Raw genomic sequence first — 12891 nt, forward strand, 5'->3', positions numbered from 1 at the left:
GCACAGGCGCGGGCGGCACCCCCTGCGACTCCTGTGGATTCCCGGTGCTGCCCTGACCGTCCTGCGGCACGATGAACCGACCCCCTGGTTGTTTTGCCTGCGTATCAGCGACGCATCGTATGCATCCGACTGCGCAGAGCGCCAACGGCCGTTCCGTCCCGCCCGCGGCACCGGAGGCGATGTCCGGCCGGCGCCGTCCCCGTAGAATCTCCGCACTGTGTCCGAGAACCCCGCCACCCCCGAATCCGCCCCCGCGACCGACGCCGCAGGGCCCGTCAGCCCTGACGCCCCGGAACCCGGCGCCTCTCCCGGTACGTCCCCGGGGAACCCGGCCCCCGTGGCCACCGGCCCCTCCGGAACAGTCCCCTCCGATACGGACCTCTCCGATACGGACCTCTCCGGCCCCGCCCGCCGCACCCAGCCGATGTTCCCCGACGGGACCGGGCCGGCGGCCGACCCCGCGGGCTCCCATCACGAGCGGCGGATCCGCTCCTTCCAGCCCCGCCGCAGCCGCGTCTCGCCCAGCCAGGCCGACGCGCTGCGCCGCATGTGGGCGAAGTGGGGCCTGGACATCGACGGGCTCTCCCGCATCGACCTCGACGCGTTCTTCGACGGCCTGCCGGTCGTCCTGGAGGTCGGCTTCGGCATGGGCGAGGCCACGGCGCAGATGGCAGCCGCCGACCCGGACACCGGCATCCTCGCCTGCGACGTCCACACCCCGGGCCAGGGCAACCTCCTCGCCCTCGCGGAGCGCAACGGCCTGACCAACATCCGCGTGGCGAACGGCGACGCGATCATCCTGCTGCGCGAGATGCTCGCCCCCGCGTCCCTGGCCGGCCTGCGCGTCTTCTTCCCCGACCCCTGGCCGAAGAAGCGCCACCACAAGCGCCGGCTGATCCAGCCGGACTTCCTCTCCCTGGTCACCACCCGGCTCGCCCCCGGCGCCCTCGTCCACTGCGCGACCGACTGGGAGCCGTACGCCGAGCAGATGCTCGAGGTGCTCTCCGCCGAGCCGACGCTCCAGAACCTCCACTCCGGGTACGCACCCCGGCCGGACTTCCGCCCGCTCACCAAGTTCGAAGGCCAGGGCCTGGACAAGGGCCACACCGTCCACGACCTGCTCTTCCGCCGCCGACCTGTGTAGGGGCGGGGCGGGCGACCGGCAGAGGGGGCGACCGGTAGAAGAGGCGACCGGTAGAGGGGGGGGCGGGCGCCCCGGCCCGGCACCCGCGCCCCTCGTTACTGTCGACGGGTGCACCCACCCCCGCCGCCGTCGCTTCCGCCCCAACCGGCGGAGGCGCCCGAGCCCCGCCCGTACGCCTCCGCGTACGCGGGCGCTCCCCGAAGGCGTGCGCCCTGGCACAACAAGGCCGTGCGCACGGCCGCGCTGATTCTGCTGCTCGCGGGGTCCGGCGTGCTCATCCTGGTGATCATCGGCCGGCAGACCGGAACCGAGGGCTTCTTCGTCGGCCTGGGCCTGTCCGCCTTCCCCGTACCGCTGCTGATCGCCGCGTTCCGCCGGCTGGGCCGCATCGCACCGGAGCCGTGGCGCAACCTCGCCTTCGCCTTCGCCTGGGGCGCCTGCGCGGCCACCCTCGTCGCGCTCCTCGCCAACGGCTTCGCCACCGACTGGCTGGACACCACCTTCACCCACGCCTCCCCCTCCTCCACCCAGGCGTGGGGCGCGAACGTCATAGCGCCGGTCGTCGAGGAAACCGCCAAGGCTGCCGCCGTCCTGCTCCTCTACCGCTTCCGCCGACGCGATTTCGACGGCATCACGGACGGCATCGTCATCGCCGGCATCACCGCCACCGGCTTCGCCTTCACCGAGAACGTCCTCTACCTGGGCAGCGCCTTCGGCCAGGACCTCTCGATGGGCCACACCGGCCTCAACTCCCTCACCGCCGGCACCTTCTTCCTCCGCATCGTCGTCTCCCCCTTCGCCCACCCCCTCTTCACCATCCTCACGGGCCTGGGCTTCGGCGCCGCCGCCACCCGCTACCCGCACCGCCGCGCGTCCCGCGTCGCCCTCGTCCTCTTCGGCCTGCTGACCGCCGTCCTCCTGCACGCCGTCTGGAACGCCGCCTCCTCCCTCGGCGACCTCGGCTTCCTCACCGTCTACGGCCTCTTCTTCGTCCCCGTCCTGCTCACCGTCACCTGGTTCGCCCTCTGGGCCCGCCGCCAGGAACTGCTGTCCCTGCACAGCTATCTCGCCCCGTACACCGCCACCGGCTGGCTCACCCCCACCGAACCCGCCGCCCTCTCCTCCCTCAAAACCCGAACCCTCGCCCGCGACCTGGCCCGCCACACCCACGGCCCCACCGCCGCCCAAGCCGTCACCACCTACACCACCCTCGCCACCACCCTCTCCTTCCACCGCCGCCGGGCTCATCTCATGGGCCCCACCCCCCACTTCACCGAACGCGAGACCGCCCTCCTCCGGGAGCTGTGGCACCACAAACCAGTGGCGGAACCGGCGTTGCTGCATGCGTGGGAGGTGGGGGGTGTGGAAGGCCGGGAACTGCCAGATCGGCGCCTTCTTGGCCTACACCGCGGCGCCGGGCCAGACGCTTCCGGCTCCCCTGGCTCTAGAGAGTGACGCTCGACCACCGGGTGGGGCCGTCATGTATATCAGCGACCTGGCAACGGTGACCTTGACCAAAACGAGCGGCCCCCAATCGGGGGCCGTCGTCATGTCGTCGTGCCGCCCACGCTCAGTGCTCTGCTCACCCACACACGAGGCACGGCCAACAATTCTGCCTGTACCGCCCGTGTGCCCAGCGAGGCTCCAACCTAGAGCGCTATCAACCGTAGGGGCGGCTGGCGCTCACGGCTGCTCTGGGAGCTCGGGCTGAGAGGGACGTTCCGCCCACCGGCTCCGATGCTGGCGTAGGTACCTCACCTGTATCTGGTGCTCCTTGACCCGCGTCAACGCGTACTTGAACTTCTGCGTCAGACCATCGATCACATCGAAGTCATCGGTCAACTGGAGAGCCCCTCGGTCAAACAGCGCGTGGCAGTTGGGGCAGAGACACAGCACATTCTCTATCGTGTCCGGACCGTTGTGAGGTTTCCCCAACGCCTGGATATGCGCAGCCTCGCTGATTGCCTTGTCATCGGGGGACACCACCAGCCGCACATCGCACATTTGGCAGGTGTCGCGGTACCACTCCTTAACGTTCCGCACCACCGCAGAGTCGCGCAGCAGGCGCTCGTAAGCGACGGTCCGACGAAACTGCTCTTCCAGGTCGGTTTTCGTGTCACCGTCCGGCGATACGGGTTGCGGCTTGACCGTTTCATCGGGCCCGACCTTGACGAGTCGGAACTGGCAGATGCGGAAGCCTTCCTTGCCAACGGTCTTCCAGCTCTCGGCCACCCGGTACAGGCCACAGTACCGATAGCCGCCTGTGGCCTTCTGTCGCTTGATGTCCAACCCTCGAATGACACGGACTCGATTTCCGAGGGCTTGATTCAGCAACAACCCGGCGTTTCCAGGCGTATCCATGGTCTGGTCGGCCACCATGCACTGCGTCTTCCGGTCGCGTCCGCCCTCGCCGGTGTAGATGATCTCGTCGTCACCGTAGACGTCGTCGATATAGCCACCGGAGAGCACGATGGAGTCGACGCCTTCCCGCGCAGTACCGGAGATTCCCCGCCCTTTTTGTCGGTGCACGCCGTACGCGTGCAGCTCCATGTGGCTCTCGAAATGCTGCCCTTCAACGACCCCCTCAGGGGGACCGAACTTCACAGGGTTCTTTGATTTTGCCTTCGCCATGCGGGGAATTCTGCCCACAACTTGATCGCTATGTCACTCGGGTTGGAACTGCCGAGCGTAGGCTCAGAGACGTTGTCCCTCATGAGGAGGTTGTAGCGGTGGCTGGTGTGCCAACGGCAGTTGTGGCGGCGAGTGGCCTCGTAGGCGGCTACGCCGTAGCCCGCTGGACAAAAAAGCGGCCCCTGGGTGGGGCAGTGCTGGCTGCCGCCGGTGCGGTGGCGGTCAAGGGGTGGCAGGAGAAGGCTGGGGGGAAGGCTGCGGCTGTGCTGGGTGGGGCGTATGTGGCGGCGTTTGCCGGGTCGCATCCGCTCGCGAAGAAGGTCGGGGCGTGGCCTTCGGTGTTCACGGTGGCGGGCGGGATGGCGCTTGTGTCGTGGCTGGTGGCCGACCGGCGGGTGTGAGGCGCGGGAGCGCGTACGAGGACGGCCGTACGGGCCGGGGCGGCAGTCGCGCCCCGGCCCGTACGGCTGTCGTGCCCGCCCCGGTGTACGGGGGTTCGCGTCAGGCCGACGCCTCGTTCAGGAGCGTCAGTTCGGCGTCCGTGAGGGTCAGGTCCAAGGACGCGAGGAGGGACGGGAGTTGGGCGACCGTGCGGGCGCTGGCGATGGGGGCGGCGACCGTGGGGCGGGCGGCCAGCCAGGCGAGGGCGACGGTGGCGATCTCGGCGTCGTGGGCGGCTGCGACGGTGTCGAGGGCCTGGAGGACGCGGGGGCCGCGGTCGGTGGCCAGGTACTGGGCGGCCTTGGCCGAGCGGGCGCTGTCGATGTCCGTGCCGGGACGGTACTTGCCCGTCAGGAAGCCGGAGGCGAGGGCGTAGTACGGGACGGCGGCGAGGCCGTGGCGGGCGGCGACGTCGGCCAGTTCGCCCTCGTAGGTGTCGCGCGAGACCAGGTTGTAGTGCGGCTGGAGGGCGACGTAGCGGGCCAGGCCCTCGCGGTCGGAGCAGGCCAGGGACTCCTCCAGACGCGGCGCCGAGATGTTGGACGCGGCGATCTCGCGGACCTTGCCGGCCTTGACGAGGTCGTCGAGTGCGGTGAGGAACTCCGCGACCTCGACCGACTCGTCGTCGTAGTGCGTGTAGTAGAGGTCGATGTAGTCCGTGCGCAGGCGGCTCAGGGATCCGTCGACGGCCTTCTTGATCGTCGCGGTGGACAGGCCCTTGAGTCCCGGCTGGGCGCCGACCTTGGTGGCGATGACGACGTCGGCGCGGTTGCCGCGGGCGGCCAGCCAGTTGCCGATCACCGTCTCGGACTCGCCGCCCTTGTTGCCCTCGACCCAGAACGAGTAGGCGTCGGCGGTGTCGATGAAGTTGCCGCCGCCCGCCACGTACGCGTCGAGCACGGCGAACGACTCGGCTTCGTCGGCCGTCCAGCCGAAGACGTTGCCACCGAGGGAGAGCGGGGAGACGGACAGCGAGCCGAGGTTCTTGCGTGAAACGGTCATGCGTGATTGCAGCGTCGGGCGGGAAGGGAATATTCCGGCCCCGCCCGGCCTCCGGCCGATCAGCCGTGCCGGACCCGCCTTACCGGGCCCGCCCCGCCGACCGGCCGTGCCGTGACCGCCGTGCCAGCCCCGCCCGGTGTCAGACCTTCAGGCCGTGGTCCCGCAGCCAGGGCATGGGGTCGACGGGGTCGCCGCCGCCCGGCCTGACCTCCAGGTGGAGGTGGGGTCCTGTGACGTTCCCGGTGGCGCCCACGCGGGCGATGACCTCGCCGGTGCCGACCTTGCCCGAGGTCTTCACCATGGACGAGAGGTGGCAGAACCAGAGTTCGGTGCCGTCGTCGAGGGTGAGGACGACGCGGTAGCCGTACGAACCGGCCCAGCCCGCCTGGGTGATGGTGCCGGAGTGCACCGCCTTGACGGGGGTGCCGGTCGGGGCGGCGAAGTCCTGGCCGGTGTGGTCGGCCGCCCAGCGGTCGCCGGCCTGGCCGAAGCTCGCCGTGAGGGTGTACGAGGTGACCGGGAGGAGGTAGCTCTTGGCGAGTTCGGCGAGCCGCTCGGCCTCCGCCTTCTTGTGGGCCGCCGCCTTCGCCTCGCGCTCGGCCTCGGCCCGCGCCTCCTCCTTGGCCGCCGCGGCCTTCTTCTGCGCCGCCGAAGCGGTCTTCTCGGCCTGTTCGACGGCGGACTGCTCGGCCGCGTCACGGGCGTCACGCTCGGCGGCGCTCTGCTGCGCGTCGGCCTGCTGGAGGATGCGGCTGCGCAGCGCCTCGCCCGCGCCGCCCGTCCCCTGGGTGCCGTCGTCCGGGGTGAGGCCGGCGGAGGAGAGCGGTGCCGATGCGTGGGTGGCGGAGGTGGCGTGGGTGGCGGAGGTGGCGTGGGTGCCGGATTTTGGTGCGGCGGAGTCGGCCGCGGTGTCGGCTGCCGCGTCGGAGTCGTCCGAGATGAGGGGGCCGATGCCGGGCAGGGATTCGGCGTCCGGCAGCTTCTCCGAGAGGTCGTCGGTGATCGCGCCGAGGTCAGGCACGGAGATCGGCACCGGCGGCTTTCCCTCGGCCGTGGCCATCCCGCCGGCGCCGACCGCCGCGATGACGCCGACACCGAGGACCGTGCCACCGCGGGCGAATCCCCCGCTGCGCTGCTTGGCGACCCGGTGTTTGCCGCGGGCGGCGCGGACGGATTCCTCGGTGGGGTTCCATTCCTCCCACGGTCCTTCACCTGCGTCGGCACGGCCGGGGCCGCCGGACGGCCGGGGGCCGTCGAAGGGGGCGGTGTCGTCGAGGGCGTAGGCGGACGGAGCCTCGGGGGCAGACCTGTTGGACGCCACGGGGGCGCACTCCTTTCCTTCCTTCTCGCCTACCGGGTTAGCTGACGGGTTCGGAGCAGGAAGGTCTCCTACGGGCGGCCTCTGGCGCGAGGCGTCCGATTCACCCCATGGTGGTGGTTCCCCGGTTCCCTCCGCGCGGTTCGGGATCCATCCGACATTCCAGGGCGTTTCCCGTAGTTCACGGAAATTCCCTGCAGTTCACGGCAGTTCGTGAAATTTCGATGCTGCGGTACTGCGGCGTATCGCGGCATGCTGCGGTGAACGTGCAGGTCGTGACCAGCGGTGGTGCCCGTGATGCCCGAGGCGCCCGAAGAGCGCTTGCAGGATTCAGCGTCGGCGCACGGTGCCGCCTCTTGCGACGGCTGGGACGACCGCGCTCCGTTATCGGACAGTAATAGAGATGGCCGCGGATTTCCAAGCGTTCTCACGAATCCGCATCCCCTACTCACCAGCTTTGGCCTGGACTTATGGGCCCACCAAGGTTCTAAACAGGGCGAGTTGACCGTCCGGCGGGAAACGGGCTGCGCGTGATTGTGCATCACTTGTTATGCAGAGGGGTGCGCGGCAATCACGGAACGTGAGGGAAGTAGCGTCTGATCATGGTCGTCAACTTCGTCAACAACGGGCAGACACTGGCGGATCGCTACCGGGACTTCTCCTGGTGGCAGGCGCGCGGGCAGTGCGAGGCCCACGAGGAACTGACGGCGCGGATCAGCCAGGACCCGGAATTCTGCGAGCTGTTGGCGGGCTCGCTGCCGCCCGGCAACAAGCAGCAGCCCAACCTCCTCCTCGCCGCCGTCCGCCATCTCGACGGCCCGCACGCCGAGCAGGGCCCGCGCGGCGACCTCGCCTACCGCCGCTGGCGCGAGTGGACCATCAGGCACTGGGACGAGGTCCGCGCGGTGATCATGCGGCGCGCCACCCAGACCAACGAACCGGCCCGCTGCGCCACCCTCCTCCCGCTGCTGGCCCGCCTCCCCCAGCCGCTGGCCCTCCTGGAGGTCGGCGCGTCGGCCGGCCTGTGCCTGTACCCGGACCGCTACCGGTACGCGTTCGATGACGGCGGGGACGCGGGCGCGGCCGTGGAGGTCGGCCCGTCCGGCAGCCCGGTGACGTTCCGGTGCCGTACGAGCCGGGAGGCCCGGGTGCCGGACGACTGGGCGGCCCCGCCCGGACGGCTGCCCGAGGTCGTCTGGCGGGGCGGCATCGACCTCAATCCGCTGGATCCGGTCGGTGACCCCGACGCGCTGCGCTGGCTCCAGGCGCTCATCTGGCCCGGGGCGACCGAGCGGGCGCAGCACCTCCCGGCCGCCGTCGACGCCGTACGGGGAGCGCCGCGCCCTCGGATGGTGCGCGGCGACCTCGTCGACGAACTGCCCGCGCTCGCGGCCGAAGCGCCGGCCGACGCCACGCTGGTCGTCTTCCACACCGCCGTACTGACCTACCTGCCACCGGACCGCCGGGAGCGGTTCGCCGCGAGCGTGCGGGAGCTGCTCGCCCAGCGGGCGGGGGCAGGACACTGGATCTCCCAGGAGCACCACTCCGTCCTGCCGTGGATCGCCGCCCCGCACAGCGACGCGCTCGGCCCGGCGGAGCGGGAGCCGCTGCTGACGCTCTCCCTGGACGAGCGTCCTGTCGCCCTCACCGGGCAGCACGGCCGGAGCCTGCACTGGGTGGCGGGGACGGCGTAGGCACCACCGCCGCCCCTCGCCGCGACGCCCACCGGCCACGCCCTACGCCGGCAGTGGCCGCTGCACCGCCAGCAGCGCCATGTCGTCCGTCCCCGCCCCTCCGGTGTGCCGGGCGACCTCGTCGACCAGTGTGTCCAGGAGCGCGTCGGGCCCCGTGAAATGGCGTCCGCGCAGCCGGGCGACCGGGTCGTAGAACACTCCCGTGCGGTTGCGGGCCTCGGTCAGCCCGTCGGTGAACAACAGCAGGACCGACCCGGCCGGGAAGAACGTCTCGTCCGACCGGTCGGGCCACCCCGCCACCTCGCTCAGGCCCAGGGGCAGCGCCGCCGATGCCGGGGGCAGCGCCCGCAGCCCGCCGTCCGGGGCGAGCAGCAGGGGCGGCGGGTGCCCGCGGTTGAGCACCCGCAGGACGTGTTCCGTGGGCGGGATCTCCGCGAGGACGGCGGTGGTGAACCCCTCGAACTGGTCGAGCCCTTCGCGCCGCCCGCCCTCCCGTTGCAGCGCACGCTCCAGCCGGCCCGCCACCGCCTCCAACGTGGCCTCCTGCTCCGCCGCCTCCCGGAATGCCCCGATGACGATCGCGGCGGCCTCCACCGCTTCGAGGCCCTTGCCCCGTACGTCGCCGACGATCAGCCGCACGCCGTACGGGGTGTCCTGCACGGCGTAGAGGTCCCCGCCGATCCGGGCGTCGGCCTGCGCCCCGACGTACCGGGCGGCGACCGCGAGCCCCGCGACCCGCTCGGGCGGCGTGGGCAACACGGCCCGCTGGGCGGCCTCCGAGACGTCGCGTACGGACGCCAGCGTGGCGTCGGACCTCCGGACGACCCGGTTGATGCCGAGCGCGAGTACGGCGACGACGAAGACCGTCGAGACCTCCGTCGCGGACTCGTTGGTGTCACGGGCACCGTGATACGCCACGACCCACACCGCGCCTGCCACCGCGGCGACCGCCGTGACGGCCGTGCTGCGCAGCGAGTGCAGGGGCGCGGCGACCAGGGGCGCGGCCGAGAAGAACGGCGACGCGGTGTAGCGGGCCGGCGTGACGATGTCGAAGACCAGGCCGGAGGCGATCAGGATCGCGGGCAGCCAGCGCGCCAGCCTGCGGCCGATGGGCGACATCTGCGCCCGGCGTGCCCGCCGTTCCCCTTCGCCCGTGCGGGCCCTCCCGCCTCGACGCATCCGCACCGGCATCTTCCCGCTCCTGGCGCCCGTCCGTCCTTGAGCCGTCGGCCCCTTCGTCCGCCGGGCCCGGCCCTGCCCGTCCCTTCGTCCGTCGGCGCCCGGCACCCGTCCCCCAGGTTTTCGGGTGCCGGGCCCGGCAGCGACTCCTCGTGGGCCGGACGGGTCACGGAAGGGTCGGTCAGGGCTCGGCGCGCCGGGTGCGCAGCAGCCCGGCCGCCAGCAGCGCGGTGCCGAGCAGACCGAAGGACGCGAGGACGCAGGCTCCCCCGCGCGCACCCGGCCCGGCGACGAGGAACCGGACCGCACGGAAGGCCCCGGCGACGGCAGCGGCCGGAAGTCACCCGCCTGAGCTGCCCCGTCCCTCGGGCCAGGACGCGGCACGACAACAGGGGCCGGTCGGATGCTCCCGACCGGCCCCCGGACGCACCCGGCGGTCGCGCCCTGCGAGGGTTACCGGGTCCTGAAGCGGCGGAAGAGGTTCCGGGCCACGTACACCCCCGGGCCGCCGAAGCCGACGATGTCGACGCGCCCGTCACCGGTGATGTCGGCGAGGAAGCGGGAGTGGCGGTCGACCCGCCAGCCGCCCGCGTCCTCGTTGTACCCGAACCCGCGGCACACCAACTGGGCCTGCTCGAACCGGCCGTCGCCGCGGCTGTGCGACACCCAGACCCCCTCGTCTCCGAAGCCGACGACGTCCGGGTTGCCGTCGCCTGTGACGTCGGCAAGGAGCCGGAGGTGCTTGCCGCCCGTCCACCCCTGGGCGAGCCCGAAGTCGTTCAGGACGAGCTTCGGGCGCTCGAACGTGCCGTCGCCGCGCCCGCGTGACACGACGACGCCCTGCGGGCCGAACCCGACGATGTCCAACGCTCCGCCGCCGGTGGTCCCGACCAGGAACCTGGGGTGCTCCGCAACCGAGCTCCACCCCTGGTCGACCCCGAAGTCGTCGAGGACGTACAGGGGCTCGGCGAACGTCCCGTCCTCGTCCTGGAGCGACACCCAGACACCGTCGTCATGGAATCCGACGATGTCGAGCCTGCCGTCACCTGTGGTGTCGACGAGGAAGCGGGGATGCTTGTCGGCAAGCCAGCCACCCGCCTTCTCGTCGTGGCCGAACGCCCGGAGAACGGGTTCATCGGCGACCGGTGCGAACTTCCCCTCCTCGTCCTGGAGTGACACCCGGACGCCGTCGTCGTGGCAGCCCACGATGTCGAGCCTGCCGTCACCTGTGGTGTCGACGAGGAAGCGGGGATGCTTGTCGGCAAGCCACCCGCCGGCCTGCCGGCCGTGTCCGAACGCCTTGAGGACCAGCTCGCCGCCCGCGGGCGCGAACGTCCCGCTCTCGTCCTGGGAGGACACCCGGACACCGTCGACGGCGAGCACGACGACGTCGGTCCTGCCGTCGCCGGTCGTGTCCGCGAGGGTCCACAGGTCCTCGGGGCTCGGGGAGGGCGGGGGTCGGTGCAGGAGGCGCTCGTCGCCGAACGTGCCGTCGCCCCTGCTGGACGACGTCACAGCGCCCTTCGCGGGTTCGATCCCGACGAGGTCCTCCCGCCCTGCGCCCGTGGTGTCGGCGAGGAACCGCGCACCGGCCCCGGCCCACCGGCCCGGTTGCCCGCCGGGAGAGCGGGTGGCCCCTGCGGTCTTCCATCCCCCGGCGTCCTGGTCGCTCCCGAACTGCTCCAGGACCAGCAGCAGGTCGCTGAAGGAAGGCGTCGCGTCGGGTGCCGGCCGCAGCGCGGTCGAGCGGGCCAGCCGCCAGGACCGGCGGCCGTTCCAGTGGCTCAGGGATGACCAGCGCAGCACGGGGTCGCTGATGCGCTCCGGCTCGGCCGGGACGAACCGCCACCGCTGGCTCTCCGCGCTGTCGTCGTGCTCGCGCAGGACGATCCTGGTGTCGTCATCGCCGGGGTCGGCGAGGTCGAGAACGGCGCCATCGGTCGCGCCCTCGATGAAAAAGAGGCCCGCCTCGCCCTCGACGGGGACGACGTGCCACTGCTGGCCCTTCTTGCCGGCGGCGGCGTCCCACTGGCGGACACCGCGGTCCGCGGCGGCGGGGTTGTCGAGCACCTTGCCGCTGACCGCGTTGCGGATCACATAGACCTGGTCGTCCTGCGCTTGCCCGCCTTGCGCGGCCTGCACGGGGGCGAGCTGCCACTGCTCAGGGCTCGGGCCGCCATCGGGGAAGTCGCGGACGACGAGCGCCCCGTCCGCGCTCGGCGCGGCCTTGGCGCCGAGGGGTTTCCCCGTGGCGGCGTTGACGATCTCCAGCTTCAGTTCTTCCGTGGGCACGGACATCGTGGTGCCTCTTCCAGGCGGTACGGGCGTTGACTCGGGACGGGTTCGGCACAGCGGTGGCCGCGGATCACGTGAAGACGTGGTGGTACGGGACGCTCCACTCGTTGGGCAGCCGCGGGTAGAACGTGTTGATGACCGTCCCGGTGAAGTCCCCGCCCCAGTTGTAGGTGAGACGCACCTCGCTGTTGGCCGTCACCGCGTGGTCCTTGAACCCGAGGATGGCGTCGGGGTGGGTGATCGGCACGAAGGTGATCCCGCCCCACGGCGTCACCGTGACGACCCAGAGCTGGGTGTCCTCGGGCGCGCCGTTCTTCCCGCGCCACTTGTCGCCGACCTTGTCGGGGAGGCCGACCTGGACGGTGTCGGCCGTGCTCTTGGGGGCATCCTGGTGGACGGTGATGCGCCTGCGCTGCGGCTTCGGCGCACCGTCGTCGCCGCGCCCGGCGCCGGCTTCGCCCGCACCGGCGGGCTTGGGCGAGACCTGGCCCGCGGCGCTCTCGATGAAGTACAGCGGTCGCTGCCCGAAGAAGCCGGCGGGGGTGATGTGCCAGAGGTGGCCCTGCGCCTCCTTGGTGGCCGGGTCGAGCGCGGTGGCCAGCTGGACCCCCTTGTCGTGGCTCTCCTCCTTCAGTTCGGCGGGCCGCAGGTAGCCGCCGTTGAAGGCGTGGACGAGCATGACCGGCCGGTTCTCGATCAGCGCTGCCACGATTGCGTTGTCATAACTGTTCACCGCCACCGGGCCGCCGACCACCAAATTCGCCATCGTCGTGCGTTCTTGGGTGTACATCGCGGAAACCTCACCTGTTCTGGATATGGAGAACAACGCGTCGGACGCTCAGTCCAGTGGTCGATCACGCGGAATCACGGCAGGCCGAATCGCCCTCGATCGAAACGAATCCGAAGGTGAATGGACGGCCGAAGCCCATGCCCTGATCCACGGCAACGGTCGAGGCCACAACACCCGCGGACGGGGCTGCCTGAAGGCCGTCGGCCGAGTGATCGACAGCGCCTCAACTTACCGCCGGTTCCCCCGAGTTGGGGACGGTCAGCGAACCCCGTTCACCCGATTGAGCGTGATCTTCAGAGGCTTCTTCCCGGGCAATGGACCCCGTGATAACTTCGATTTTCGGAACATACGCATATGTCTATTTCCACTTCACCGAGCACGGTTCGACCAGAATTAG

General features: G+C 71.1%; 10 protein-coding genes and 1 riboswitch. Of the genes, 4 read left to right on the forward strand and 6 right to left on the reverse strand.

Annotated features, from left to right (window positions below):
- Positions 1-217 precede the first annotated feature (217 nt).
- Positions 218-1144: a tRNA (guanosine(46)-N7)-methyltransferase TrmB gene (gene trmB / locus ACGFNI_RS15125; protein WP_393683931.1), complete on the forward strand. Its 927-nt coding sequence runs from the start codon at positions 218-220 to the stop codon at positions 1142-1144.
- A 228-nt stretch (positions 1145-1372) separates the two neighbouring features.
- Positions 1373-2599: a PrsW family intramembrane metalloprotease gene (locus tag ACGFNI_RS15130; protein WP_393683933.1), complete on the forward strand. Its 1227-nt coding sequence runs from the start codon at positions 1373-1375 to the stop codon at positions 2597-2599.
- 228 nt (positions 2600-2827) lie between these two features.
- Here ACGFNI_RS15130 and ACGFNI_RS15135 read toward each other — a convergent pair whose 3' ends face one another.
- Positions 2828-3775 carry a YDG/SRA domain-containing protein gene (locus tag ACGFNI_RS15135; protein WP_393683935.1) on the reverse strand — a complete coding sequence of 316 codons (948 nt, stop codon included), beginning with the start codon at positions 3773-3775 and terminating at the stop codon, positions 2828-2830.
- Positions 3776-3873: 98 nt separating this feature from the next.
- On the opposite strand from ACGFNI_RS15135, the gene ACGFNI_RS15140 reads away from it, so the two are divergent.
- Positions 3874-4176, forward strand: coding sequence for a hypothetical protein (locus ACGFNI_RS15140; RefSeq protein WP_393683937.1), 303 nt, complete (start codon positions 3874-3876; stop codon positions 4174-4176).
- 100 nt (positions 4177-4276) lie between these two features.
- Here ACGFNI_RS15140 and ACGFNI_RS15145 read toward each other — a convergent pair whose 3' ends face one another.
- Both ACGFNI_RS15145 and ACGFNI_RS15150 read right to left on the reverse strand, forming a co-directional pair.
- A complete protein-coding gene (locus tag ACGFNI_RS15145) occupies positions 4277-5218 on the reverse strand; it encodes an aldo/keto reductase (protein ID WP_393683939.1) in 942 nt (313 codons plus the stop codon).
- Positions 5219-5357: 139 nt separating this feature from the next.
- Positions 5358-6539 carry a M23 family metallopeptidase gene (locus tag ACGFNI_RS15150; RefSeq protein ID WP_393683941.1) on the reverse strand — a complete coding sequence of 394 codons (1182 nt, stop codon included), beginning with the start codon at positions 6537-6539 and terminating at the stop codon, positions 5358-5360.
- An 11-nt stretch (positions 6540-6550) separates the two neighbouring features.
- Positions 6551-6702, reverse strand: a riboswitch (cyclic di-AMP (ydaO/yuaA leader).
- A 436-nt stretch (positions 6703-7138) separates the two neighbouring features.
- Between ACGFNI_RS15150 and ACGFNI_RS15155 the strand changes: the two genes are divergently transcribed.
- Complete coding sequence (locus tag ACGFNI_RS15155) at positions 7139-8230, forward strand: DUF2332 domain-containing protein (RefSeq protein WP_393683943.1); 1092 nt, start codon at positions 7139-7141, stop codon at positions 8228-8230.
- Between the two features lie 42 nt (positions 8231-8272).
- On the opposite strand, the gene ACGFNI_RS15160 is transcribed toward ACGFNI_RS15155, so the two are convergent.
- The 3 genes from ACGFNI_RS15160 to ACGFNI_RS15170 all read right to left on the reverse strand — a co-directional run bounded on the left by ACGFNI_RS15160 (position 8273) and on the right by ACGFNI_RS15170 (position 12494).
- A complete protein-coding gene (locus tag ACGFNI_RS15160; protein WP_393684629.1) occupies positions 8273-9409 on the reverse strand; it encodes a PP2C family protein-serine/threonine phosphatase in 1137 nt (378 codons plus the stop codon).
- A gap of 453 nt (positions 9410-9862) precedes the next feature.
- Entirely contained in the window at positions 9863-11707 is a 1845-nt protein-coding gene (locus ACGFNI_RS15165) for an FG-GAP-like repeat-containing protein (protein ID WP_393683944.1), read from the reverse strand.
- Between the two features lie 67 nt (positions 11708-11774).
- Positions 11775-12494 (reverse strand): hypothetical protein, encoded by a 720-nt coding sequence (locus ACGFNI_RS15170; RefSeq protein ID WP_393683946.1) that lies wholly within the window; start codon positions 12492-12494, stop codon positions 11775-11777.
- Positions 12495-12891 lie beyond the last annotated feature (397 nt).

The organism is Streptomyces sp. NPDC048644 (assembly GCF_043199105.1).
Taxonomy (GTDB): domain Bacteria; phylum Actinomycetota; class Actinomycetes; order Streptomycetales; family Streptomycetaceae; genus Streptomyces.